Here is a 24,139-nt window from a genome sequence, read left to right as displayed (position 1 = left end):
GCCGGTCCTCGAAGATCGCCCGGACAGGACTAGGCGCGGGCGGGCCGTGGCTCCGGGTGCGCGGGGCGTGCGACGGCGGATCCGCGGCGTGACGCGGCCCTCCGTCGGCGACGACCCGCCACCTGCCCGGTGCGGAGCCCGACCCGGGCCGGGGCGGTGCCGGCCCGGCTCCCGGGGCCTCGCGGCCGCGGACCGGAGGGGCCCTGGGCCGGACCGGGCCAGGGAGTGTGTCCCGGCCCTTCGCCGTACCCGGGGCCGGACCGGGCCCCGGGGCGTGCGCCGTCCCCGGGTACGGCGAAGGGCCGGGACCCTGGTCTCCCAGGGGCCCGGCCCTTGCAGCCTGCCGACGGCTACGCGGTGGTCACGCCACCGCCTGCCGTCAGTTGTCGTCCTCGTCGATCAGGAAGCCGCGCATCGGCGCCGGCGCCTGCTGCATCGGCTGCGGCGCCTGCGGCCGGACCGGTGCCATCGGCTGGGTCATCGCCGGGGACATCTGCTGCTGGCCGCCGTAGGACGGGCCACCGCCCATGGACGGAGCACCACCCATGCCTCCGTTGCCGTACGACGGGGCACCCGCACCCGCCGAGGCCATCGACGGGGCCGGCGGCAGGGAGGCCGCGGCCGGGGTCCGCGGCGGAGCCAGCGAATCGTCGGCCTGGGTCTCCAGCTGGCGCAGCTGCGACTCGAGGTAGGACTTCAGACGCGTGCGGTACTCGCGCTCGAAGCCGCGCAGGTCCTCGACCTTGCGCTCCAGCGTGGCGCGGGCCGACTCCAGCGAGCCCATCGCGACGCGGTGCTTCTCCTGCGCGTCCCGCTCCAGCGCGTCGGCCTTGGCACGGGCGTCCCGCTCCAGGCCCTCGGCGCGCGACCGGGCCTCGCCGACGATCTTGTTGGCCTCGGAACGGGCCTCCGCGATCGCCTGGTCGGCCGTCTGCTGGGCCAGCGAGAGGACACGAGCGGCGCTGTCGCCACCCGGACCCTGCTGCTGCATCGGCGGCTGCATCTGCTGCTGCGGGTGACCCATGGGGCCGCCCATCTGCTGACCCATGGGGCCGCCCTGCATGGGGCCGCCCTGCATCGGACCGGGGCCGCCCATGGGGCCGCCCTGCATCGGGCCGGGGCCGTGTCCGCCGGGGCCGGCGGGAAGCTGCGGGGCACCGGACGGCAGCTGCGGCGGGCCCATCTGCGGGGGCTGCTGCTGGACCGGCGGACCGGATATGGCGGCGGGCACGGGGGCACCGGGACCGCCGGGACGATCCTGCGGCTCCGGCGGCTTGCGCATGCCCTGCTGCTGGTTCTGCGCGGCGGCACGCGTCGCGGCGGCCAGCTTGGCGCGCAGGTCCTCGTTCTCGCGGAGCAGGCGGGTCAGTTCACCCTCGACCTCGTCGAGGAAGGCATCGACCTCGTCCTCGTCGTAGCCTTCTCGGAGGCGGACGGTCGTGAACTGCTTGTTCCGCACATCCTCAGGGGTCAACGGCATCTCTTCTTCACCTCTACGTAGTCGTCGGCAGTCGGCAAGACCGTATCGTCCACATTCACCTCGCGAAGCTGCTCACGACGGAGATCAGAATGTAGACAATGATCATCAGAACGAAGAAGGACAGGTCGAGTGCCACGCCCCCGAGACGCAACGGCGGGATGAACCGCCGCAGAAGCTTGAGCGGTGGATCGGTGACAGTGTAGGTGGCCTCGAGAACGACCACCATCGCCTTGCCGGGTTGCCATGCGCGGGCGAACTGGAAGACGTAGTCCATGACCAGCCGGAAGATCAGCACGATGAGGAAGCACATCAGAGCGATGTAGACCACTTGTAGTGCGACGCCCATCCCGCGCTTCCCTCTCCCCTGGCTTTACTCTCGCTTGCCCGGCCTCGCGGCCGGCCCGTTCCGGTCTCGTGTTCTCAGCTCTGGTTGAAGAATCCGCCCTCTGCGATGCGGGCCTTGTCCTCCGCCGTGACATCGACGTTAGCAGGCGACAACAGGAACACCTTCTGCGTCACGCGCTCAATGCTGCCATGGAGCCCGAAGACGAGTCCGGCGGCAAAGTCGACAAGTCGCTTCGCATCCGTGTCGTCCATCTCCGTGAGATTCATGATCACCGGGGTGCCCTCGCGGAAGTGTTCCCCGATGGTACGGGCCTCGTTGTAGGTCCGCGGGTGCAAAGTGGTGATGCGGTAGGGCTCCCGCTCGGACACGACCTTGGGCATGATCACCGGTGCGTTCTTCTCCAGGCTCGGGCGTTCAGGTGTGATGGACGCCACGGGGGCGATGCGAGCCGGGCGTCCGCTTTCGGCGGAAAGCGGGGCGGAATGGGCAACCGGCTCGCGGGGGGCGGCCTGGGCCACCACGCGGACCGGCTCCTCACGCTCCAGCTGGCGAGGGGGCTGGTGGTGGCGCCGGTCGCGCTCGGGCTCCGGCTCCAGTTCGGGTTCGAAGTCGTCGTCGGGGTCGAATCCCCGGCCGTCGTACCCATCGTCCTCCACGAGGCCGAGGTAGACCGCCATCTTGCGCATCGCGCCGGCCATTCTCTGAGTCCTCCGCTCTGTGGTGGATCGCCCTTGCGCAAGGGCCGCAGTGTCACCAAGTGCCCGCGATCCACGGGGTCTGCCCACCTATCAGTGGGAATGACCATATTTTCTGCTGTGGTCCGACTTGCTTGGCGACGTTACCCGAGCCTGGGGCGGACACCCAGTACCGCCGTACCGATGCGCACATGTGTCGCTCCGGCCGCCACGGCCTCCTCGAGGTCCGCACTCATCCCCGCCGACACCATGTTCGCAGCCGGACGGGTCGCGCGCAGGGCAGTCGACAAATCCATGAGGTGGTCGAAAGCCGCTCGTCGCCGCCCCGCGTACGGACCGGCGAGCGGGGCGACGGTCATCAGTCCGTCGAGCCTCAGTCCGGGTGCCGCGTCCACCGCGGCGGCCAACTCCTCGATGCCGTCCGGCGCCACGCCGCCCCGGTCGCCCCGCGCGCCCGACTCGGCGTCGAGGGCGACCTGGAGCAGACATCCCAGCTCCCGGCCGGCCTTCCCGGCCGCCGCCGACAGCGCCGTCACGAGCTTCAGGCGGTCGACCGACTGCACGACATCCGCATAACCCGTCACAGAACGGACCTTGTTGGTCTGCAACTGGCCGACGAAGTGCCAGCGGAGGTCCAGATCCGCACAGGCGGCGGCCTTGGGGGCCGCGTCCTGGTCCTTGTTCTCGGCGACGTCGCGGACGCCGAGTTCGTGCAGCAACCGGACGTCGCTCGCGGGGTAGGTCTTGGTGACCACGATCAGGGTCACCTCCTCCCGCTCGCGCCCGGCGGAGGCACAGGCGGCCGAGATCCGCTCCTCCACCCGCGCCAGGTTCTCGGCGAGTTCGGCCTTGCGGCCCGTCATGCCCGTCATGTCTCTCTCAGTCCAACCAGACATATCCCGCGAGTCGCCCCGTGGTGCGATCGCGGCGGTACGAGTAGTGGTCGCCCGACTCGCGGGTGCAGATCCCGTCGGCCCGCCGGTCCCGGACCCCGAGCCGTTCGAGCTGGGCGTGCACTCCGGCGGTGACGTCGACGGCCGGGGTGCCCCAGGAGGTCTCGGCCCACGCGGCCGGCTCGATCCCGGAGACCTCGGCCCGCATCTCCCGCGGGACCTCGTAGCAGCGCCCGCAGACGGCGGGCCCGGTCCGGGCCGTGATGCGGGAGGGCTCCGCGCCGAGATCGACCATCGCCTTCACCGCGGCGGGGACGACCCCGGCCACCATGCCGGGCCGCCCCGCGTGGGCGGCGGCCACCACCCCGGCGACGGGGTCGGCGAGCAGGACGGGGGTGCAGTCCGCGGTGAGGACCGCCAGGGCGAGTCCGCGTCGGGCGGTGACGAGCGCGTCCACCGACGGGATCTCGCGGTCCGCGGCCCAGGGGCCGTCGACCACCGCGACGTCGGGCCCGTGCACCTGGTTCATCCAGACGACCAGCGCCGGGTCGAGTCCCAGGGCCGCGGCGACTCGTGCCCGGTTGGCCAGGACGGCGGCGGGGTCGTCCCCCACCGCGCCGCCGAGGTTCAGCTCCTCGTACGGAACGGCGCTCACCCCGCCCCACCTGTCGGTGAAGGCGAAGTGCGCGCCGCTCGTGTGGTCGTGCTGCCCTATCACGTCGACCGGATCACTTCAGGAAGTCCGGGACGTCCAGCTCTTCCGCCTGCGTGTCCGGGTAGGGGCGCGCGGAGGGGACCGCCGGCGGTACGGGCGGCTGAACCGGGGACTCGTTGACCGACGGCACGGGCTCGGCCGGCGCGGCCGGCTCCTCCCGCGGCGTGACCGTGCCGAGTCCGCCCAGCGGGCGCTGGGTCTCGGTGACGCGCGGCGCCGGGGTCGGCTCCTCCCGCTTGGCCGAGGCCGAGCCGAGGATGTTGTCCCGGCGGGCCGGCGGCTGGCCGCCGTCGAAGCCGGCCGCGATGACCGTGACCCGCACCTCGTCGCCCAGGGCGTCGTCGATGACGGCGCCGAAGATGATGTTGGCCTCGGGGTGGGCGGCCTCGCTCACCAGCTGCGCGGCCTCGTTGATCTCGAAGAGACCGAGGTCCGAGCCACCGGAGATGGAGAGCAGCACGCCGCGGGCGCCGTCGATGGAGGCCTCCAGGAGCGGCGAGGAGATCGCCATCTCCGCGGCGGCCACCGCGCGGTCGTCGCCGCGGGCGGAACCGATGCCCATGAGCGCCGAACCGGCCTCGGACATGACCGACTTGACGTCGGCGAAGTCGAGGTTGATCAGACCGGGGGTGGTGATGAGGTCGGTGATGCCCTGCACACCGCTCAGCAGCACCTGGTCGGCCGACTTGAAGGCGTCGAGCACGGAGACCTGACGGTCCGAGATCGAGAGCAGCCGGTCGTTCGGGATGACGATGAGGGTGTCGACCTCTTCGCGGAGCTCGGCGATGCCGTCCTCCGCCTGGTTGGCGCGACGGCGGCCCTCGAAGGTGAACGGCCGGGTGACCACACCGATCGTCAGGGCGCCGAGAGAGCGCGCGATGTTGGCGACGACGGGCGCGCCGCCGGTGCCGGTGCCGCCGCCTTCGCCGGCGGTGACGAAGACCATGTCGGCCCCCTTGAGGACCTCCTCGATCTCCTCACGGTGGTCCTCTGCCGCCTTGCGGCCGACGGCCGGGTTGGCCCCGGCGCCGAGGCCCCGGGTGAGTTCACGACCGACGTCGAGCTTGACGTCGGCGTCGCTCATCAACAGCGCTTGCGCGTCCGTGTTGATGGCGATGAACTCGACGCCCTTGAGACCGACCTCGATCATTCGGTTGATGGCATTGACACCACCGCCGCCGACACCGATGACCTTGATGACTGCGAGGTAGTTCTGCGGTGCTGCCACGTCGAAGGCCTCTCGCCTCGAGTTACGTGTCGCCGCTTCGCGGTGGTAGTCGCGTTGCGACGACGGATGCCGATTGGGACGGTCCGAAACGCCGACCCGAACCCTAACCTTGAAGTTTAGGGTTACCAGTGTCTCTGTTCGCTGGACTCTTCCGAACAGGACACTAAGTCGACAAGTGGCGCACGTTCAACGAACACGCCGAACCTCCCGTTTTTCTTTTCACCCTATGTGATCACCCGTAGCGCTGGCCAACCAGGGTCCTGGCCAGCGACGATGAAGGTCAACTCCCGGCTGCCGCAGGGGCTGTGGGGGCGCTTACATCGAAGTGCCCTGCTTTGGGGGTTGCTTTCATCAAAGCGACCAGTACGCGCGCTTTGACCTCGCCGTCCTCGCCGCTTCCCCAGAAGACCGTACGGCCCCCGCCGAGTTCCAGAGTGATGGAGTCGTACGAGGCGACGCGCACGACACGAGCGTCCCGGGCGACTTTCTCCGGGAGTTCGCCCGTCACGCCCACCGCTTCGAGCAGCAGCCGGTCCGCGTCGAAGCGGCGGAGGCTCGGGGAGGCGGAGACGTCCAGGACGAGTTTCGGCACTCCGCGCGGTGCCCGGTCCACCGTGGCGAAACGCGTTCCGGTGGCGTCCACTTCGATGAACTTTCCGCCCTTTTCCAGCAAGAGGACCGGCTTGCGTTCCGTCACTTTCAGACCGATTCCGTGCGGCCAGGAACGGACGACCTCGACGGTGTCGATCCGGGGCAGTCCCCGCAGCAGTCGCGACGTGATCGCCTCGGTGTCGACGGAGACGAGCGGAGCCCCGACCGGAACGGCCGCGACCGCCTCCACTTCACGTGGCGTCAGAACCTGCGTGCCGGACGTCGTGACCTGCTCGACCCGGAACCACGAGGAGCCGTAGAGCGCCCAGATCCCGCTCGCGACGAGCAGGACGAGGGCCGCGGCGATCATCAGCAACCGCGGCCCGGGGACCCGGAAACGCCCCTCACGGCGATTCCGGATACCCGGGCGGGGTGACCGGTCCGACGACCCCTCCGGCTTGCTCGCGCCGCTCTTCTCGGCTGTCGTCGGTCCGGCTGCCACCTGGCGTTCCCCTGCCTTCCGCTGCCGCCCTATCCCTGCCGGTGGGCGGCGATCGCCTCGTACACCATGCCGACGAGCAGCTCGTCGGCGTCCCGGCGGCCGAACTCGGACGCGGCGCGGGACATCTCGTACAGCCGGTGCGGATCGGCGAGGACGGGCAGGACGTTGCCCTGGACCCACTGCGGCGTCAGCTCCGCGTCGTCGACCAGCAGTCCGCCGCCGGCCTTGACCACCGGCTGGGCGTTGAGCCGCTGTTCGCCGTTGCCGATGGGCAGCGGGACGTAAGCGGCCGGAAGCCCGACGGCGGAGAGCTCGGCGACGGTCATGGCGCCCGCGCGGCAGAGCATCATGTCGGCCGCGGCGTACGCGAGATCCATCCGGTCCACGTACGGTACCGGTACGTACGGCGGCATACCGGGCATGTTGTCGACGCGCGGCACTTCGTTCTTGGGGCCCACCGCGTGCAGGATCTGGATCCCCGAGCGCTGGAGCACCGGAGCGATCTGCTGGATGACCTCGTTGAGCCGCCGGGCGCCCTGTGAGCCGCCGGAGACCAGCAGGGTCGGCAGGTTCGGGTCGAGACCGAACGCGGCGCGCGCCTCCGGGCGCATGCGGGCGCGGTCCAGGGTGGCGATGGTGTGCCGCAGCGGGATGCCGATGTAGCGGGCGTTGCGGAGCTTGGAGTCGGGCGTGGCGACGCCGACCCCGGCCGCGTACCGGGACCCGATCTTGTTGGCCAGGCCGGGCCGCGCGTTGGCCTCGTGGACCACGATCGGCACTCCGAGCCGCTTGGCGGCCAGATAGCCGGGCAGGGCCACGTAGCCGCCGAAGCCGACCACGCAGTCCGCCTTGGTGCGCTCCAGGATCTGCTCGGCGGCCTTGATGGTGCCGCGGAGCCGCCCGGGGACCGTGATCAGCTCGGGGGTGGGCTTGCGCGGCAGCGGGACGGCGGGGATGAGGGCCAACTCGTAGCCCCGCTCGGGCACGAGACGGGTCTCCAGACCCTTCTCCGTGCCGAGCGCCGTGATCCCCACGCTCGGGTCCTGCCTGCGCAGGGCGTCCGCGAGGGCGAGCGCCGGCTCGATGTGGCCGGCGGTCCCCCCGCCGGCGAGTACGACATGCACCGAAATTCACCGCTCTCCGGACGGACGCTTCTTGACACGCCGTCGCATCGACTTCCATCTCATCCCGGCCCGCTTTCCCCAGTTGGGGCGCCGCATGGCCAGGGCCGCTCTCGCGGCGGGTTCCTGTCGCGCGAAGGCGATCAGCAGCCCGACGGCGAACATGGTCGGCAGCAGGGCCGATCCCCCGTAGGAGAACAGCGGGAGCGGGACCCCGGCGATCGGCAGCAGACCGAGCACCGCACCGATGTTGACCACGGCCTGGGCCGTGATCCACGTGGTCACACCTCCCGCGGCGTACCTCACGAAGGGGTCCTCCGTGCCTCCGGCCACGCGGATACCCGCATAGCCTAGAGCCGCGAACAGGGCGAGTACCGACAGCGTCCCCGCCAGACCCAGTTCCTCCCCGGTGACGGCGAAGATGAAGTCAGTGTGTGCTTCGGGTAGTTGGCCCCATTTTTCCACACTTGCACCGAGACCGGAACCGAACCATCCGCCTGATGCCAGAGCATAGATGCCGTGTGCGGCCTGCAGACAGGGAGCACCCTCTCCGCCGGGGTCGGTGGCACCGATGCAGGCGAACCGCTTCAACCGGTTCTCGCTGGTCTTGATCAGCAGGAAGCCGATCCCGCCGGCGAAGGCGAGCACGCCGACGAAGAGCCGCGTGGGCGCGCCGGCCGTCCACAGCAGGCCGAAGAGGATCGCGCTGAGCACGATCGCGGTGCCCATGTCACCGCCGAGCATGATCAGCCCGAGCAGCATGAACGTCACCGGGACCAGCGGCACGAGCATGTGCTTCCACTGGGTCAGCAGCCGCATGTCCTGTTTGCGGGCCAGCAGGTCGGCACCCCACAGGATCAGCGCGAGCTTGCCGAACTCGCTGGGCTGGAGCATGAACGGGCCGCCCAGGGAGATCCAGTTCTGGTTGCCGCCGACCGCGTGCCCTATCCCCGGGATCTGCACCAGCACCATCAGGAAGACGGCGCCGACGAGGATCGGGTAGGCGAGCGCGCGGTGCAGCCGGACCGGCATCCGGGAGGCCACCAGGAGCAGCGCGGCACCGAGGATCGCGGCGAAGAACTGCTTGCGGAAGAAGTACGAGGGGACGAGGTCGTAGCGCAGCGCCGTGATCATCGACGCCGAGTAGACCATCACCAGGCCGAGGGTGGTGATGAGCAGCCCGGCCCCGAAGATCACGTAGTACGCGGTCAGCGGCCGGTCCCAGGCGCGGCGGGCCTGTTCGAAGGTCCGCCGCACGCCGCCGGCGCGTGGCGTGCGCGGCGGCGGGGTGCGGCCGGCGCCGCGTGCGGCGGACGGCCGACGGGTCCCCACGATTCTGCTCGGCATGGTCGCTGTCCCCTCCAGTCGTGCCCGGCTCCGCCGGACCTCCTTGCTGGTCAGGTCAGGCGCGCCCGGTCGTGGCGAGGGAACGGACCGCGTCCGCGAACGCCTCGCCCCGCTTGTTGTAGTTGGCGAACATGTCCATCGAGGCGCAGGCCGGGGCCAGCAGGACCGTGTCTCCGGGCCGGGCGAGGCCGGCCGCCTCGCGGACCGCCGCGGACATCGCCCCAGTGTCGGTCCGGTCGAGGTCCACCACCGGGACCTCGGGGGCGTGTCGCGCCAAGGCTTCGCGGATCAGCGCGCGGTCGGCGCCGATCAGCACGACGCCGCGCAGCCTCTTGGCCGACCGGCTGACGAGCTCGTCGAACGTGGCCCCCTTGGCGAGGCCGCCGGCGATCCAGACGATCGGGTCGTAGGCCGCCAACGAGGCTTCCGCCGCGTGGGTGTTGGTCGCCTTGGAGTCGTCGACGTACACGACGCCCTCGATCTCCTCGACCAGTTCGATGCGGTGCGGGTCGGGGCGGAAGGCCCGCAGCCCGTCCCGTACGGCCCTGGGCTCCACGCCGTAGGCGCGGGCCAGGGCGGCGGCGGCCAGGGCGTTGGCGATGTTGTGCGGGGCCGGGGGGTTCACGTCCGCGACCTCGGCCAGCTCCTGGGCCTGCTTCTGCCGGTTCTCGACGAAGGCGCGGTCGACCAGGATGCCCTCGACGACGCCGAGCTGCGAGGGACCGGGGGTGGCGAGGGTGAAGCCGATCGCCCGGCAGCCCTCCTCGACGTCGGCCTCGCGGACCAGGTCCTCGGTGGCCTTGTCCGCCGCGTTGTAGACGCAGGCGATGGTGTTGCCCTCGTAGATCCGGCCCTTGTCGGCGGCGTACGCCTCCATGGAGCCGTGCCAGTCGAGGTGGTCGGGCGCCAGGTTGAGCACGGCGGCCGAGTGGGCGCGCAGCGAGGGCGCCCAGTGGAGCTGGTAGCTGGAGAGTTCCACGGCGAGGACGTCGAGGTCGCCGTACGTCTCCCGGTCGAGGACGGCGTCGAGCAGCGAGACGCCGATGTTGCCCACGGCGGCGGTCCGCAGTCCGGCCGCCTCCAGGATCGAGGCGAGCATCCGGACGGTCGTGGTCTTGCCGTTGGTGCCGGTGACCGCGAGCCAGGGGGCGGCCCCGGGGCCGCGGAGCCGCCAGGCCAGCTCGACGTCGCCCCAGACCTCGACGCCCGCCTCGGCGGCGGCGGCGAACAGGGGCTTGTCGGGGCGCCAGCCCGGCGTGGTGACGATCAGCTCGGTGCCCTCCGGCAGGGTCGCCCCGTCGCCGAGGCGGACGGCGATGCCCTCCGCCTCCAGCTCGGCGGCCTGCGCCCGGGAGCGCTCGTCGTCGCCGTCGTTGACGACGGTCACGACCGCGCCGAGGCCGTGCAGGACGCGGGCGGCGGGGATGCCGCTCACGCCGAGCCCGGCGACGGTGACGCGCTTGCCCTGCCAGTCGGGGACCTGCTGATCCGTGCTCACTTTTCGGCTGCCCATCCCGCGTAGAAGAGGCCCAGGCCCACGATCACGCACATGCCCTGGATGATCCAGAACCGGACGACGACCAGGACCTCGGACCACCCCTTGAGCTCGAAGTGGTGCTGGAGGGGGGCCATCCGGAAGACGCGCTTGCCGGTCATCTTGAAGGAGCCGACCTGGATGACCACGGACATCGTGATCATCACGAAGAGCCCGCCGAGCAGGGCGAGCAGCAGCTCGGTGCGCGAGCAGATGGCGAGGCCGGCGAGCGCGCCGCCGAGCGCCAGGGAGCCGGTGTCACCCATGAAGATCTTGGCGGGCGAGGTGTTCCACCACAGGAAGCCGAAGCAGGCACCCATCAGGGCGGAGGCGACGACCGCGAGGTCGAGCGGGTCGCGGACCTCGAAGCAGGCGTTCGGGTTGGTCAGCGTCATGGCGTTGGCGCAGGACTCCTGGAACTGCCAGAGCCCGATGAAGGTGTAGGCGCCGAAGACCATCACCGACGCGCCGGTGGCCAGGCCGTCCAGACCGTCCGTCAGGTTCACGCCGTTGGACATGGCCAGGATCATGAACAGCGCCCAGACCACGAACAGCACCGGTCCGATGGCCCAGCCGAAGTCGGTGATGAAGGAGAGCCGGGTGGAGGCCGGGGTGAGTCCGCGCAGGTCGGCGAACTGCAGCGAGAGCACGGCGAAGGCGATGCCGACGATCAGCTGGCCGGCCATCTTCGCCTTGGCCCGCAGGCCCAGCGACCGCTGCTTGACGATCTTGATGTAGTCGTCGAGGAAGCCGACGAGGCCCATGCCGGCCATCAGGAAGAGCACCAGCACGCCCGAGTACGTCGGGTCCTCGCCGGTGATGACCTTGGCGAGCGCGTACGCGATGAGCGTGGCCAGGATGAAGGAGATGCCGCCCATGGTGGGCGTGCCCTTCTTGCCGGCGTGGCCGCGCGGGCCGTCGTCGCGGATGAACTGCCCGTACCCCTTGCGCGCCAGGAGCTTGATGAGCAGCGGGGTGCCGATCAGGGTCAGGAAGAGCCCGATGGCCCCCGCGAAGAGGATCTGCCTCATCGGCCGGAAACCTCGCTCTCGGAGTCGAGCAGTGCCAGGGCGACCTGTTCGAGGCCTACCGACCTGGACGCCTTCACCAGCACGACGTCTCCCGGGCGCAGCTCACTGCGCAACAGGTCGATCGCCGCCCGCGCGTCGGACACGTGCACCGACTCCTCACCCCACGAACCCTCGTTATAAGCGCCCAGTTGCAACCAGGACGCTTCCCTGTCCCCGACCGCCACGAGCTTGCTGACGTTGAGCCGGACGGCGAGCCGTCCGACCGCGTCGTGCTCGACGAGCGACGCGTCACCGAGCTCGGCCATCCTGCCGAGCACCGCCCACGTCCGGCCCCCCTGGGCCCGAGTCGCCCGCCCCATGGCCGCGAGCGCGCGCAGGGCGGCCCGCATGGACTCGGGGTTGGCGTTGTAGGCGTCGTTGACGATCGTCACGCCGTCCGAACGCTCGGTGACCTCCATGCGCCAGCGCGACAGGGTCCCTGCCTCGGAGAGCGCGGTGGCGATCTCCTCGACGGGCATGCCCAGCTCGTGCGCGACGGCGGCCGCGGCGAGCGCGTTCGACACGTGGTGCTCACCGTACAGGCGCAAGGTCACGTCACTGCACCCGGTGGGTGTGTGGAGCTTGAAAGAGGGCTGTCCGCTCGCTGTGAGCCGGACGTTCTCGGCACGTACGGCCGCTTCGTCCGACTCTCCGAACAGCGTCACGCGCGCGCGGGTGCGCGACGCCATGGCGCGGACGAGGGGGTCGTCGGCGTTGAGGACCGCCACGCCGCCCCGGTCGGCGGGCGGCAGGGACTCGACGAGCTCGCCCTTGGCCTGCGCGATCTGCTCGCGGCCCCCGAACTCGCCGATGTGGGCGGTCCCCACGTTCAGGACGAGTCCGATGCGCGGCGGGGTCAGTCCGGTGAGGTAGCGGATGTGGCCGATGCCCCGGGCGCCCATCTCGAGGACGAGGTGCCGGGTGTCGTCGCCCGCGCGCAGCGCGGTCAACGGCAGCCCGATCTCGTTGTTGAGCGAGCCGGGGGTCCACACGGTGGGGGCGTGGTGCTGGAGGACCTGGGCGATCAGGTCCTTCGTGGAGGTCTTGCCGGCGGAGCCGGTGAGCGCGACGACGTCGGTGCCGAGGCGTTCGACGACCGCGCGGGCGAGGGCTCCGAGGGCGCTCTGGACGTCGGCCACGACGATGGCGGGCACGCCGACGGGGCGCGCGGCCAGGACGGCCGTCGCGCCCGCCTCGACGGCGCGCACCGCGTAGTCGTGGCCGTCGACGTGCTCACCGGCGAAGGCGGCGAAGAGGCTGCCGGTCTTCACCTCGCGGGAGTCGATGACGACGGGACCGGTGACCAGTGCGGCCGGATCCGGTATGTCGTACGACTGCCCGCCGACGATTTCGGCGATCTCGGCGAGGGAGAGGGCGATCACTACTTATCCCTGACTGTTCTTGAGGCTGCGTTCAATCGCTTCGCGCAGGATCCGGCGGTCGTCGAAGGGGCGGACCACCCCGGCGATGTCCTGCCCCTGCTCATGGCCCTTGCCCGCCACGAGCACGGTGTCTCCGGGCCGGGCACGCGCCACGGCCGCGGCGATGGCCGCGGCCCGGTCGGCGTCGACCAGGACGTCGCCGCGCTCGTCCGCGGGCACCTCCGCCGCGCCCGAGAGCATCGCCACGAGGATCGCGAGCGGGTCCTCGGAGCGGGGGTTGTCGGAGGTCAGTACGGCGGTGTCGGCCAGCCTGGCCGCCGCGGCGCCCATCGGGCCGCGCTTGGTGGTGTCGCGGTCGCCGCCGCAGCCGAGCACGACGTGGAGCCGGCCCTCGGTGACCTCGCGCAGGGAGCGCAGGACCGATTCGACGGCGTCGGTCTTGTGGGCGTAGTCGACGACGGCCAGGTAGGGCTGGCCCGCGTCGACGCGCTCCAGGCGGCCCGGGACGCCGGGCACGGCGGCCACGCCGTCCGCGGCGGTCTGCGGGTCGGTCCCGGCGACCGCGAGGGTGACGATCGCGGCGAGGGTGTTGGCGACGTTGAAGGGGCCGGGCAGCGGGGCGGTGGCGGAGATCCGCTCGCCCTTCGGGCCGACGACGGTGAAGGTCGACTCGGCGGCGCCGAGGACGACGTCCTCGGCGCGCCAGTCGGCTCCCGGGTCGCCCGTGGCGGAGAAGGTGACGACGGGGACGGAGGACTCGCCGGCCAGCCGGCGGCCGTAGTCGTCGTCGAGGTTCACCACGCCCCGCCTGCTGCGCTGGGGCGTGAACAGCTGCGCCTTGGCCCGGAAGTAGTCCTCCATGTCGGAGTGGAACTCCATGTGCTCCGGGCTGAGGTTGTTGAAGACGGCGACGTCGAAGACGCAGCCGTCGACCCGGCCGAGCACGAGGGCGTGGCTGGAGACCTCCATGGCCACCGCGTCGACGCCGCGTTCCCGCATGACCGCGAACAGGGCCTGCAGGTCGGTGGCTTCGGGGGTCGTGCGCTCGGACTTGATGCGCTCGTCGCCGATCCGCATCTCGACCGTGCCGACCAGGCCGGTCGCGTGACCGGCCGCCCGGAGTCCGCCTTCGACGAGGTAGGCGGTGGTGGTCTTGCCCGAGGTGCCGGTGATGCCGATCTGGAGGAGGTCCTCACCGGGCCGGCCGTAGATCTCGGCGGCCAGCTCGCCCATGCGGCCGCGCGGGTCCGCCACGACGAGCACCGGCAACCCGGTCGCGGCGGCGCGGTCGGCACCGGACGGGTCGGTGAGGATCGCCGCGGCACCGAGTCCGGCGGCCTGGGCGGCGAAGTCGGCGCCGTGCAGCCGGGCACCGGGAAGGGCCGCGTAGACGTCCCCGGGACGTACCGCCCTGGAGTCGTGGGTGATGCCCGAGACGTCACCGGTGCCGGGAGTCTCGATGCCGAGCCGGGCGGCCAGATCGCCCAGGGGTGTGGGGCGGGCCTGCTCCGGACGGGGCGGGGCGGTTCGGTACTGATCAGCGTGTGGCACGGCGGTGAGCGTACCGGGCGTACCCGCCGCGGGGCCAAAAGAGGCCCGGACGTCGCCGGAGTTCGATTTCCGGTTCCCGGAATCTGGGATGATCGTGGTCACTGGTGCTCCCGGGTCGTCACTCGCTGGCGGCGAAGGTCACGGGCAGCCGGGCGGGCGCGTTGCCCGTCGGGGCCACGTGGAGCGTCTTGAGGGCGAACTCCATGACCTTCTTGTAGATGGGTCCGCAGATCTGGCCGCCGAAGTAGCTGCCCTTGGTCGGGTTCTGGATGGCGCAGTAGACCGTGATCTGGGGATCGTCGGCGGGCGCGAAGCCCGCGAACGAGGCGGTGTAGCCCTTGTAGCGGCCGAGTTCGGGGTCGACCCGGTTGGCCGTACCGGTCTTGCCCGCCACCCGGTAGCCGGGGATGCGGGCCTTGGTGCCGGTGCCCTCCTCGTTGCCGACCACCGATTCGAGCATCTGCGCGAGGGTCTTGGCGGTCTTGGCGCTGACCACACGGGTCTGCTTCGGGGCGGGGGCGGGGGTGAAGCGGCCGTCCGGCCCCCTGGTGCCGCGTACGAGCGTGGGTTCGATCCGGACACCGCCGTTGGCGATGGTCGAGTAGACCGAGGTGGCCTGCATGGCGTTGACGGACAGGCCCTGGCCGAAGGGGATCGTGTACTGCTGCGAGGTCGACCAGTCCTCGGGCTTGGCGAGGATGCCCGGGGTCTCCCCCGGGTAGGCGAGCCCGGTGGGGCTGCCGATGCCGAACTTGCGCAGGTACGAGTAGAGGACCCGGTTGGACTCGGCCTGGCTCTTGCCCAGCTGGCCGGTGGCCAGGATCGTGCCGATGTTGCTCGACTTGGCGAGGACGCCGTTGAGCGTCAGGTACCAGGTGGGGTGGTCGATGTCGTCCTTGAACAGCCGGTCGCCGCGGTGCAGCCGGTTGGGGACGGTGACGTGGGTGTCCGGGCTCGCCACGCCCTCCTCCAGGACCGCGGCCATGGACATCACCTTGCTGGTGGAGCCGGGCTCGTAGGCGTCCTGGAGGGACGCGTTGCCCATCGCGGTGGAGTTGGCCGCGGACAGGTCGTTGGGGTCGAAGCCGGGGGCGTTGGCCATGGCCAGCACCTCGCCGGTCCGGGTGTTCTGCACTATCACGTAGCCGCGGTCCGCCCGGGACTCGCGCACCTGTTCGGTGATCGCCTGCTGGGCTGCCCACTGGACGTCCCGGTCGATGGTCAGCTCGATGTCCGAGCCGGGCACGGCCGGGGTGCCCTTGGAGCCCGCGGTGGGCACCCGGCGGCCCCCGGACTGGGCGTAGCGGATCTTTCCGTCCTTGCCGGCGAGTTCCGCGTCGAGCATGGACTCCAGACCGCCGGCGCCGCGGCCCTCGGCGTTGACGTAACCCAGTATCCCGGCCGCGAGTTCGCCGTTGGGATACACGCGCTTGGTGCTGGGTTCGCTGATGATGCCGGCGAGCAGGTTGATCCCGTTGCCGCCCTGGGAGACCTTGGCCTTCTGCTCGTAGACCTTCTTGAGGTCCTTGATCTGCTTCCAGACCTGCGGGGTCTGCTTGCGGGCCAGCATGACGTAGCGCGACTTGGGGGTGCGGAGCTTCCCGACGAGTTCGGCGGGTTCCTTGCCGAGGAGCGGCGCGAGGAGGGCGGCGGCCTGTTCCGGCGCGTCGCGGACCTTGCTGTCCTCGGGGGTGAAGAGCTTGGGGTCGGCGGTGATGTCGTAGGCGTCGACGCTCGCCGCGAGGGCGATCCCGGCGCGGTCGGTGATCTCGCCGCGGTCGGCGGAGAGCGTGTACTCCTGGTAGCGGTGCTTCTCGGCCTTGGCGGCGTACGCGCTGGCGTCGACGGCCTGCACCTGGAGCAGCCGGACGACGAAGACCAGCATCACCAGGGTCAGCCCGAGGGAGATCAGCCGCAGCCGGGGTTTGGGGCTGCCGAGCCGGATGGTGCGCGGCCTGGCCGGGGGCCGGGAGGCGGGCCGGCGTGGCGCGCTCGCGCGGGACCCGCCCGAACGCGGCGCGCCCGCACGCGGTGCCGCGGGTCGGGCGCCGCGGCCGGCGGAGCCGGACCGGGGGGACGCGGGCCGGGCGGGGCCGGGCACCCGCCGGCGCGGGGGCTCCTTGGGAGGCACAGCGGTCACCTGCCGGATCTGGTCGGGGCGGGCGCGGTCGTCTTCGGCGTGTCGGGGGTGTTCGCGGGCGTCCGCACCGGCGTGTCGGGGGACGTGCTCGCGGTGGTGGGCGTGGCGCCGGCCGTGGGCTTCGCCGTGGTCGGCGCCGGGTCGGGCGTGGGGGCGTCGGCCTCGGAGGGTTCGCCGCGCACGGTGCCGTCGGGGTCGAGGAACGCCGGGCTGCCGCCCGGGACCATGCCGAGCTCGCGGGCCCGCCGCTCCAGCGCGTCGGGAGCGGAGTAGTCGTCCACGTCCCGCTGGAGGGCCTGCTCCTCGTCGGTCAGCTCGGTGGTCTTCTTCTTCAGCTCGCTGAGCTTGAAGGAGCCCTGGTTGAGGGCGGAGTTGAGCAGCAGCAGGGTGATCAGGCCGCCGCCGAGCAGGACCACGACCAGCAGGACGAAGGGCGTGCGGGCGGCGGTGCTGGGCCCCGACGGCATGAGCCGCCCGAGCCGCGCGGCCCGCCCCTTGAGCGGCCCCTTCCCCGTCACGAGGTCTCGTCCTCCCGGATCCGCTCCGCGCCCCGCAGCCGGGCCGGGGCGGCGCGGCGGTTCTCGGCGACCTCCTCCTCCGTGGGGAGCTCGGCGCCGCGGGTGAGCAGCCTGAGGCGGGGCTGGTAGCGCTCCGGCACGACCGGCAGGCCGGGCGGGGCCGTGTTCGCCGCGCCGGCCGCGAAGACCTGCTTGACCAGCCGGTCCTCCAGCGAGTGGTACGACAGGACCGCGATCCGGCCGCGCACCGCGAGCGCCTTCACGGCCGCCGGGATCGCCCGCTCCAGGACGGTCAGTTCGCCGTTGACCTCGATCCGCAGGGCCTGGAAGGTGCGCTTGGCGGGGTTCCCTCCGGTGCGCTTGGCGGCCTGCGGCAGCGAGTCGCGGATCAGCTCGACCAGGCGGGCGCTGTTGCTGAACGGCTCCTTCTCGCGTTCGCGCACGACGGCGGAGACGATGCGCTTGGCCTGCTTCTCCTCGCCGTAGGCGCGCAGGATGCGGACGAGCTCACCGGCCGGGTAGGTGTTGAGGACCTCGGCCGCGCTCATGCCGGTCGTCTGGTCCATGCGCATGTCGAGCGGGGCGTCCTGCGCGTAGGCGAAGCCGCGGTCGGCCTCGTCGAGCTGCATGGAGGAGACTCCGAGGTCGAAGAGGACGCCGTCGACGCGGGGGACGCCGAGCCGGTCGAGGACCTCGGGCAGCTCGTCGTACACGGCGTGCACGAGCGTGGCGCGCTCGCCGTACGGGGCCAGCCGCTCGCCGGAGAGCCGCAGTGCCTCCTTGTCCCGGTCGAGGGCGATCAGCCGCGCCTCGGGGAACCGGCGGAGCAGGGCCTCGCTGTGGCCGCCGAGGCCGAGGGTGCAGTCGACGACCACCGCGCCGGGGCGCTCCTCCAGGGCCGGGGCCAGCATGTCCAGGCACCGCTGGAGCATCACCGGGACGTGGCGGTCGTTGCTCAATGCGCCCTCTCAGATCCGGCGCGGCAGGTACGCACCACCGGGTCCCCGCCCGCTCGCAGAAAGGGGAAGTGGCAGGCCGGCGCCGGTAAGGCGCGTCGGCCGGCCGGCGAGCGGGAGGAGGCCGAGCCGTACGTACCGCCGCACACGCGGGGGAGAATCCGCTGAATTCGCTCGATGTCTCCGTGAACTCCGCGTCACTTTAGTCCACTGGCCCCGACGGTCAATCAACCGGCTGGCGCGTCGCGCAGGCCGGCGACTCGACACCGACATTCCGGGCACATCACCCGTACGGGCCCGGACACCTCACGCCTGTGGGTTACCTCACAACAAGGCTCATTGACGTTCTTTGTCCGCTCTCACAGCGGGCCGGTGAGCCCTGTGACCATTACCGTCGACCTCATGTCGACCTCTGCACACACTTCCCACGCCGCCGACGCCATAGCGTCGGACCGGACGGTCACCGACCGGCTCGTCGAGGCGAACGGTCGCTACGCGGCGGCCTTCACCGACCCGGGCATGGACGCCCGGCCCGTCCTGAACGTCGCCGTCGTCGCCTGCATGGACGCCCGCCTCGACCTGCACCGCGCCCTCGGCCTGGAGCTCGGCGACTGCCACACCATCCGCAACGCGGGCGGTGTCGTCACCGACGACGTGATCCGTTCCCTCACGATCAGCCAGCGCGCCCTCGGGACGCGCAGCGTCGTGCTGATCCACCACACCGGTTGCGGCCTGGAATCGCTCACCGAGGACTTCCGGCACGAGCTGGAGATGGAGGTCGGCCAGCGGCCGTCCTGGGCGGTCGAGGCGTTCCGCGACGTCGAGCAGGATGTCCGGCAGTCGATGCAGCGGGTGCGGACCTCCCCCTTCCTCCTGCACACAGACGACGTCCGGGGCTTCGTCTTCGACGTGACGACCGGTCTGCTGCGCGAGATCGACCCGGCTTGACCCGGCAAACCCCGGCATAAACACCGGTTTTGTCCCCGGGCAAGTGACACATCGAGCCACGGGCAACAACAATGCTCCGGTGGCACCACCCGGAAACCCCCGGGAAAGCGGTGTCCGTGTGTCGGGGTGGGCCGGGCCGTCAGTGGCGCCCGGCCCGGTGAAAGGGCCGAGGAGGGCCGGGTGACGACCTATGACGATCGAGCGAGCCTCGCAGATCTGACCACCGCAGCGGAGCGCATCCGCAGGTCGGTGGAGGCAGTGATCGAGGGCAAGCCTGAGGTCGTACGGCTTTCGCTGACCGTGCTGCTCGCCGAGGGACATCTTCTGATCGAGGATGTCCCCGGCGTCGGCAAGACCATGCTGGCGAAGACGCTCGCGCGGTCCATCGACTGCTCGGTGCGCCGTATCCAGTTCACGCCGGACCTGCTGCCGTCGGACATCACGGGCGTGTCCATCTTCGACCAGCAGCGGCGGGACTTCGAGTTCAAGCCGGGCGCGGTCTTCGCGCAGATCGTGATCGGCGACGAGATCAACCGCGCCTCGCCGAAGACGCAGTCCGCGCTCCTGGAGTCGCTGGAGGAGCGCCAGGTCACCGTGGACGGCCAGACCTACGAGCTGCCCAGCCCGTTCATGGTGGTCGCCACCCAGAACCCGGTGGAGATGGAGGGTACCTACCCGCTCCCCGAGGCCCAGCGCGACCGCTTCATGGCCCGTGTCTCGATCGGCTACCCCAGCCCCGAGGCCGAGCTCCAGATGCTGGACGTGCACGGCGCCCTCTCCCCGCTGGACGACCTGCAGCCGGTGGCGCACGCCCACGACATCCTGAAGCTGATCGAGACGGTGCGGGGGGTGCACGTCGCCGACGCCGTCCGCCGCTACGCCGTGGACCTCGTCGCCGCGACCCGGACCCACCCCGATCTCAGACTGGGCGCCTCCCCCCGCGCCACGCTGCACCTGGTGCGCGCCGCCAGGGCGTCCGCCGCCCTCAGCGGCCGGGAGTACGTCCTGCCCGACGACCTCCAGTCGCTGGCCGTGCCGGTACTCGCCCACCGCCTGCTGCCCACCGCGCAGGCACAGCTCAACCGGCGCACCGCGGAGCAGGTCGTGCTCGACATCCTGCAGCGCACGCCCGTCCCGGCCTCCGCGCCGCCCGCCGGACCGGCCCCCGCCACGGGCGCCCGCCCGCTCTACGGCCAGCAGCAGCCCGGCGTCCGGCAGCTGTGATGACCACCGCTGCCGGGCCGGAGGGGCAGCAGGGGGACGGTCAGGGCGGCCTGCGGGCCGCCCTGGGCGGGCTCACCACCCGCGGCCGGTCCTTCCTCGCCGCCGGGATCGCCGCCGCGATCTGCGCCTACGTCCTCGGCCAGGGCGACCTGCTGCGCGTCGGACTCCTGCTCGCCGTACTGCCGCTGATCTGCGTCGGCGTGCTGCACCGCACCCGCTACCGCGTCGCCGGCAGCCGCCGGCTCTCCCCCCAGCGGGTGGCGGTCGGCTCCGAGGCGCGCGTCCATCTGCGCATGGAGAACGTGTCGAAGCTGCCCACCGGCCTGCTGATGCTCCAGGACCACGTCCCGTACATGCTCGGGCCGAGGCCCCGCTTCGTGCTGGACCGGGTCGAGGCGGGCGGCCGGCGCGAGGTGTCCTACCGGGTCCGCTCGGACCTGCGCGGACGCTTCCCCCTGGGGCCGCTCCAGCTGCGCCTGAACGACCCGTTCGGGATGTGCGAGCTGACCCGCTCCTTCAGCGCCCACGACATGCTGACCGTGGTGCCCCGGACCGAGCCGCTGCCCCCGGTGCGGCTGGCCGGCGAGGCGGCCGGATACGGGGACGGCCGGCAGCGCTCCCTGGCGCTGTCCGGGGACGACGACGTCATTCCGCGGACCTACCGCCACGGCGACGACCTGCGCCGGGTCCACTGGCGCTCCACCGCCCGCTACGGCGAGCTGATGGTCCGTCGCGAGGAACAGCCGCAGCGGGCCCGCTGCACGGTGCTGCTCGACACCCGCGCCCTCGCCTACCAGGGAGCGGGCCCCGACTCGGCCTTCGAGTGGGCGGTCTCGGGCGCCGCCTCCGCCCTGGTGCACATGCTGGAGCGCGGCTACTCGGTCCGGCTGCTCACCGACACCGGCACCGCGGTGCCGGGCGACGGCGCCGAGGGCTTCGCTGGCTCGTCGCAGGACTCGGCCGAGGCGGCCGGCCTGATGATGGACACCCTCGCCGTCGTCGACCATTCCGACGGGGCCGGGATCTCGCGGGCTCACGACGTGCTGCGCGGCGGGAACGAAGGGCTGCTGGTCGCCTTCTTCGGCGACATCGACGAGGAGCAGGCGGCGCTGGCCGCCCGGATGCGGCAGCGCAGCGGCGCGGCCGTCGCCTTCCTGCTGGACAGCGGTTCCTGGCTGACCGGCGGCGCGGTCGCCGGCGCGGTCGAGGAGCGGCTGCGGCAACTGCGGGAGGCGGGCTGGACGGCACTGGCCGTGCCGCCCGGCGCCGCACTCGCCGAGCTGTGGCAGCAGGCCGGCGGCATGCGCGCGGAGAGCACCGTGGGCGACACCTGGGGAGGACGGTCATGAGCGGGCGCGGACGGCTGACGGTGGGCGCCTTCGGCGCGACCCTGACCGCCTCGGGCGCGCTGCTGCCCCTGGTGAAGCCGGCCACCTGGATCTTCACCGCGGCGCTGCTGCTCGCGCTGCAGAGCGGGGTCGGCGCGCTGACCCGGCGGGTGCCGCTGGCCCGGCCCCTGACGATCACGGCCCAGGCAGTGGTGACGCTGCTCGCCCTGACCCTGGTCTTCGCCCGCGAGGAGGCGCTGCTCGGGGTGGTTCCCGGGCCGGCGGCGTTCGCCCGGTTCGCCGCACTGTTCCAGGCGGGCGCCGAGGACGTCGGCCGGTACGCCACCCCCGCGCCGGACACCGAGGGCATCCGCCTCATGCTGGTCTGCGGCGTCGTGGCGATCGGCCTGCTGGTGGACACGCTCGCGGTGACCTTCCGGGCGGCGGCCCCGGCCGGACTGCCCCTGCTGGCGCTGTACTCGGTGGCCGCGGGCCTGTCCGGCGGCGACGCCAGCTGGCTGTGGTTCCTGCTGGCCTCCTCCGGCTACCTGCTGCTCCTGCTCGCCGAGGGCCGCGACCGGCTCTCGCAGTGGGGGCGGGTGTTCGGCGGCGCGCCGCGCACCGGCCGCCAGGGCTCGGGGGTCTCCGAGAGCGGGCAGGTGCTCGCCCCGGTGCGGACCGGCCGGCGGATCGGCGTGGTCGCGATGGGCGTCGCGCTGGTGGTGCCGCTGGCGCTGCCGGGGCTCACCGGCGGACTGTTCGGCGGCCCGGGCGAGGGTCCGGGCGCCGGCGGCAAGGGCGGCACCATCTCGGCCGTGAACCCGCTGGTCTCCATCCAGGACAACCTGCGGCAGCCCGAGGACCGCGAGGTGCTCCGCTACCGGACCAACGCGACCGACACCAGCGGCATGTACCTGCGGCTCGTGGCGCTCGACCAGTTCGACGGCACCTCGTGGAAGTCCTCGGTCCGCCCGATCAAGGACGTGCCCGAGCTGCTGCCGTGGCCGGACGGGCTCGGCCAGGACGTCCGGGCCCAGGAGGTGACGAGCAACTTCGTGGCCTCCCGCACCTACGAGCAGAAGTGGCTCCCGATGCCGTACCCGGCGTCCCGGGTGGCGATCGGCGGACGCTGGCGCTTCGAACCGGCCGGGCGGATGCTCGTCGGCGACGACGGCCAGAACACCAAGGGCGCGGAGTACCAGGTCACGAGCCTGGACGTGCGGCCGACGGCCGAGCAGCTGGGCGCGGCCTCCGCTCCCCCGCAGAAGCTGCGGAGCGAGTACACGCGGGTCCCCGACTCGCTGCCCGCCGACGTGCGGTCGACGGCGCTGACGGTCACCAGGGGCGCCCGGAACGACTACGAGCGGGCCGTGAAGCTGCAGGACTGGTTCGCACGCGACGGCGGCTTCCGCTACGACGTCGAGGTCGAGTCGGGGACCGGGGTCCAGGCGATCTCGCGCTTCCTGCGCCAGAAGGAGGGCTTCTGCGTCCACTTCTCCTTCTCGATGGCGGCGATGGCCCGTTCGCTGGGCATCCCGGCCCGGGTGGCGGTCGGCTTCATGCCGGGCACCCCGCAGGCCGACGGCACGCTGTCGGTGGGCATCCGGGACGCGCACGCCTGGCCCGAGCTGTACTTCGAGGGCGTGGGCTGGACCCGGTTCGAACCGACGCCGACGCGGGGCTCCACTCCGGAGTACACCCGGGACCAGTCCCCGACCGGCACGCCGACCGGACCGGCCCAGCCGAGCGCCTCGGCCTCCGCCCAGCCCTCGGCCGCGCCGAGCGCCTCGGAGAGCTGCTCGCCGCGGATGCGCCGCCAGGGCGACTGCGGCCCGGACCCGGCGGCGGCCGGGGCCTCGTCGGACGACGGCGGGGTGCCGCCGCTGACGGTGGTGCTGATCGTGCTGGGCGTGGTCGTGCTGCTGGCGCTGCCGCTCACGCCCCTGCTGTGGCGCACGAGGGTACGGGCCCGGCGGCTCGGCTCCACGGGCCGCTCCGCCGAGGACGCGGCGGCGCGCACGCTCGCCGCGTGGCAGGAGCTCAACGACACGGCCTGGGACCACGGGGTCGTACCCGACGAGTCGCAGACGCCGCGGCGGACGGCCGCGCGGGTCGTCCGGCTGGGCGGCCTGGACGGCGAGGCGGCCGACGCGGTGCACCGGGTGGCGCGGGCGGTGGAGCAGGTCCTCTACGCCCCCCGGCCCCGGCCGGGCACGGGCCTGGCGGAGGAGGTCGCCCTGGTCAGGGCGGGCTTCCACGCGGCGGCCGGCCGGCGGACCCGGCTGCGGGCCCTGCTCGCGCCCCGGTCGGCGGCCCGGGTGCTCTGGGCGGCCTCGGCCCGGTGGGCGGCGCTGACGGACGTCTGGTCGTCCCGCCGCCGGGCCCTGACGGACCGGCTGACGACGCTGGTCCGCCGGCCGTCCCGCGGCGAGGGCTGAACCCTTCCCGTGCTGTCCCCTCCCCCGCCGCGGGCGGGGAGGGGACAGCACAGGGCGGCGATGGGCGGGTTCGCCGGAGCGCGGGCGGGGCAGTGGACACCGTGGCGCAGCGAGACCGCGGGGGCGGGCGGC

General features: G+C 72.3%; 20 protein-coding genes. 4 read left to right on the top strand and 16 right to left on the bottom strand.

Going from position 1 to position 24,139, the window contains the following annotated elements; genetic code table 11:
* Window positions 1–379: 379 nt before the first annotated feature.
* The 16 genes from ACE1OA_RS25640 to rsmH form a co-directional block, all read right to left on the bottom strand.
* Window positions 380–1,480, bottom strand: coding sequence for a DivIVA domain-containing protein (locus ACE1OA_RS25640; RefSeq protein ID WP_356603305.1), 1,101 nt, complete (start codon window positions 1,478–1,480; stop codon window positions 380–382).
* Between the two features lie 55 nt (window positions 1,481–1,535).
* Window positions 1,536–1,826: a YggT family protein gene (locus tag ACE1OA_RS25635; protein ID WP_147977597.1), complete on the bottom strand. Its 291-nt coding sequence runs from the start codon at window positions 1,824–1,826 to the stop codon at window positions 1,536–1,538.
* A 74-nt stretch (window positions 1,827–1,900) separates the two neighbouring features.
* Window positions 1,901–2,524 carry a cell division protein SepF gene (locus tag ACE1OA_RS25630; RefSeq protein ID WP_147977598.1) on the bottom strand — a complete coding sequence of 208 codons (624 nt, stop codon included), beginning with the start codon at window positions 2,522–2,524 and terminating at the stop codon, window positions 1,901–1,903.
* Between the two features lie 140 nt (window positions 2,525–2,664).
* Complete coding sequence (locus ACE1OA_RS25625) at window positions 2,665–3,384, bottom strand: YggS family pyridoxal phosphate-dependent enzyme (protein ID WP_356603454.1); 720 nt, start codon at window positions 3,382–3,384, stop codon at window positions 2,665–2,667.
* Window positions 3,385–3,400: 16 nt separating this feature from the next.
* The gene (gene pgeF / locus ACE1OA_RS25620) at window positions 3,401–4,132 is read right to left on the bottom strand and encodes a peptidoglycan editing factor PgeF (protein ID WP_356603302.1); all 732 of its coding nucleotides are present in this window, start codon (window positions 4,130–4,132) and stop codon (window positions 3,401–3,403) included.
* Window positions 4,133–4,142: 10 nt separating this feature from the next.
* On the bottom strand, window positions 4,143–5,357 hold the full coding sequence (gene ftsZ / locus ACE1OA_RS25615; RefSeq protein ID WP_356603300.1) for a cell division protein FtsZ: 1,215 nt from the start codon (window positions 5,355–5,357) through the stop codon (window positions 4,143–4,145).
* Window positions 5,358–5,637: 280 nt separating this feature from the next.
* Entirely contained in the window at window positions 5,638–6,318 is a 681-nt protein-coding gene (locus tag ACE1OA_RS25610) for a cell division protein FtsQ/DivIB (RefSeq protein WP_386542651.1), read from the bottom strand.
* Between the two features lie 161 nt (window positions 6,319–6,479).
* On the bottom strand, window positions 6,480–7,574 hold the full coding sequence (murG, locus tag ACE1OA_RS25605) for an undecaprenyldiphospho-muramoylpentapeptide beta-N-acetylglucosaminyltransferase (RefSeq protein ID WP_356603296.1): 1,095 nt from the start codon (window positions 7,572–7,574) through the stop codon (window positions 6,480–6,482).
* 6 nt (window positions 7,575–7,580) lie between these two features.
* On the bottom strand, window positions 7,581–8,918 hold the full coding sequence (gene ftsW / locus ACE1OA_RS25600) for a putative lipid II flippase FtsW (RefSeq protein ID WP_356603294.1): 1,338 nt from the start codon (window positions 8,916–8,918) through the stop codon (window positions 7,581–7,583).
* A 55-nt stretch (window positions 8,919–8,973) separates the two neighbouring features.
* Window positions 8,974–10,431, bottom strand: coding sequence for a UDP-N-acetylmuramoyl-L-alanine--D-glutamate ligase (gene murD, locus ACE1OA_RS25595; RefSeq protein ID WP_432753449.1), 1,458 nt, complete (start codon window positions 10,429–10,431; stop codon window positions 8,974–8,976).
* On the bottom strand, window positions 10,413–11,483 hold the full coding sequence (mraY, locus tag ACE1OA_RS25590; RefSeq protein WP_147977605.1) for a phospho-N-acetylmuramoyl-pentapeptide-transferase: 1,071 nt from the start codon (window positions 11,481–11,483) through the stop codon (window positions 10,413–10,415). The genes murD and mraY overlap by 19 nt, the downstream gene beginning before the upstream one ends.
* On the bottom strand, window positions 11,480–12,904 hold the full coding sequence (locus tag ACE1OA_RS25585) for a UDP-N-acetylmuramoyl-tripeptide--D-alanyl-D-alanine ligase (protein WP_356603289.1): 1,425 nt from the start codon (window positions 12,902–12,904) through the stop codon (window positions 11,480–11,482). Before ACE1OA_RS25585 ends, mraY begins: the two co-directional genes overlap by 4 nt.
* 3 nt (window positions 12,905–12,907) lie before the next feature.
* On the bottom strand, window positions 12,908–14,557 hold the full coding sequence (locus tag ACE1OA_RS25580) for a UDP-N-acetylmuramoyl-L-alanyl-D-glutamate--2,6-diaminopimelate ligase (RefSeq protein ID WP_386542655.1): 1,650 nt from the start codon (window positions 14,555–14,557) through the stop codon (window positions 12,908–12,910).
* Window positions 14,558–14,573: 16 nt separating this feature from the next.
* Window positions 14,574–16,586 (bottom strand): peptidoglycan D,D-transpeptidase FtsI family protein, encoded by a 2,013-nt coding sequence (locus ACE1OA_RS25575; protein ID WP_432754096.1) that lies wholly within the window; start codon window positions 16,584–16,586, stop codon window positions 14,574–14,576.
* Window positions 16,587–16,591: 5 nt separating this feature from the next.
* On the bottom strand, window positions 16,592–17,062 hold the full coding sequence (locus tag ACE1OA_RS25570; protein WP_356603450.1) for an FtsB family cell division protein: 471 nt from the start codon (window positions 17,060–17,062) through the stop codon (window positions 16,592–16,594).
* A gap of 47 nt (window positions 17,063–17,109) precedes the next feature.
* The gene (rsmH, locus tag ACE1OA_RS25565) at window positions 17,110–18,072 is read right to left on the bottom strand and encodes a 16S rRNA (cytosine(1402)-N(4))-methyltransferase RsmH (protein ID WP_147977608.1); all 963 of its coding nucleotides are present in this window, start codon (window positions 18,070–18,072) and stop codon (window positions 17,110–17,112) included.
* Window positions 18,073–18,471: 399 nt separating this feature from the next.
* Here rsmH and ACE1OA_RS25560 point away from each other — a divergent pair, with 399 nt between their 5' ends.
* The 4 genes from ACE1OA_RS25560 (at window position 18,472) to ACE1OA_RS25545 (ending at window position 24,007) form a co-directional block, all read left to right on the top strand.
* Window positions 18,472–19,017, top strand: a complete 546-nt coding sequence (locus ACE1OA_RS25560; protein WP_356776363.1) for a beta-class carbonic anhydrase — start codon at window positions 18,472–18,474, stop codon at window positions 19,015–19,017.
* Between the two features lie 180 nt (window positions 19,018–19,197).
* Window positions 19,198–20,241 carry an AAA family ATPase gene (locus ACE1OA_RS25555; protein WP_432753448.1) on the top strand — a complete coding sequence of 348 codons (1,044 nt, stop codon included), beginning with the start codon at window positions 19,198–19,200 and terminating at the stop codon, window positions 20,239–20,241.
* Window positions 20,241–21,590: a DUF58 domain-containing protein gene (locus ACE1OA_RS25550; protein ID WP_356603281.1), complete on the top strand. Its 1,350-nt coding sequence runs from the start codon at window positions 20,241–20,243 to the stop codon at window positions 21,588–21,590. The genes ACE1OA_RS25555 and ACE1OA_RS25550 overlap by 1 nt, the downstream gene beginning before the upstream one ends.
* Window positions 21,587–24,007, top strand: a complete 2,421-nt coding sequence (locus ACE1OA_RS25545) for a transglutaminase TgpA family protein (protein WP_432753447.1) — start codon at window positions 21,587–21,589, stop codon at window positions 24,005–24,007. Before ACE1OA_RS25550 ends, ACE1OA_RS25545 begins: the two co-directional genes overlap by 4 nt.
* The last annotated feature ends 132 nt before the right edge of the window (window positions 24,008–24,139 follow it).

Origin of the sequence: Streptomyces sp. JL2001 (assembly GCF_050917515.1) — a bacterium.
Taxonomy (GTDB): Bacteria; Actinomycetota; Actinomycetes; order Streptomycetales; family Streptomycetaceae; genus Streptomyces.
The sequence above is the reverse complement of the archived record's forward strand: the minus strand, read 5'-3'. Positions and strand labels throughout refer to the sequence as shown.

What these genes read in the sequence shown, in the direction of transcription:
- ACE1OA_RS25640 (WP_356603305.1), bottom strand. Translation starts at nt 1,480, where the DNA reads ATGCCGTTGACCCCTGAGGATGTGCGGAACAAGCAGTTCACGACCGTC.
- ACE1OA_RS25635 (WP_147977597.1), bottom strand. Translation starts at nt 1,826, where the DNA reads ATGGGCGTCGCACTACAAGTGGTCTACATCGCTCTGATGTGCTTCCTC.
- ACE1OA_RS25630 (WP_147977598.1), bottom strand. Translation starts at nt 2,524, where the DNA reads ATGGCCGGCGCGATGCGCAAGATGGCGGTCTACCTCGGCCTCGTGGAG.
- ACE1OA_RS25625 (WP_356603454.1), bottom strand. Translation starts at nt 3,384, where the DNA reads ATGACGGGCCGCAAGGCCGAACTCGCCGAGAACCTGGCGCGGGTGGAG.
- ACE1OA_RS25610 (WP_386542651.1), bottom strand. Translation starts at nt 6,318, where the DNA reads ATGATCGCCGCGGCCCTCGTCCTGCTCGTCGCGAGCGGGATCTGGGCG.
- ftsW (WP_356603294.1), bottom strand. Translation starts at nt 8,918, where the DNA reads ATGCCGAGCAGAATCGTGGGGACCCGTCGGCCGTCCGCCGCACGCGGC.
- murD (WP_432753449.1), bottom strand. Translation starts at nt 10,431, where the DNA reads ATGGGCAGCCGAAAAGTGAGCACGGATCAGCAGGTCCCCGACTGGCAG.
- mraY (WP_147977605.1), bottom strand. Translation starts at nt 11,483, where the DNA reads ATGAGGCAGATCCTCTTCGCGGGGGCCATCGGGCTCTTCCTGACCCTG.
- ACE1OA_RS25570 (WP_356603450.1), bottom strand. Translation starts at nt 17,062, where the DNA reads ATGCCGTCGGGGCCCAGCACCGCCGCCCGCACGCCCTTCGTCCTGCTG.
- ACE1OA_RS25560 (WP_356776363.1), top strand. Translation starts at nt 18,472, where the DNA reads ATGTCGACCTCTGCACACACTTCCCACGCCGCCGACGCCATAGCGTCG.
- ACE1OA_RS25550 (WP_356603281.1), top strand. Translation starts at nt 20,241, where the DNA reads ATGACCACCGCTGCCGGGCCGGAGGGGCAGCAGGGGGACGGTCAGGGC.
- ACE1OA_RS25545 (WP_432753447.1), top strand. Translation starts at nt 21,587, where the DNA reads ATGAGCGGGCGCGGACGGCTGACGGTGGGCGCCTTCGGCGCGACCCTG.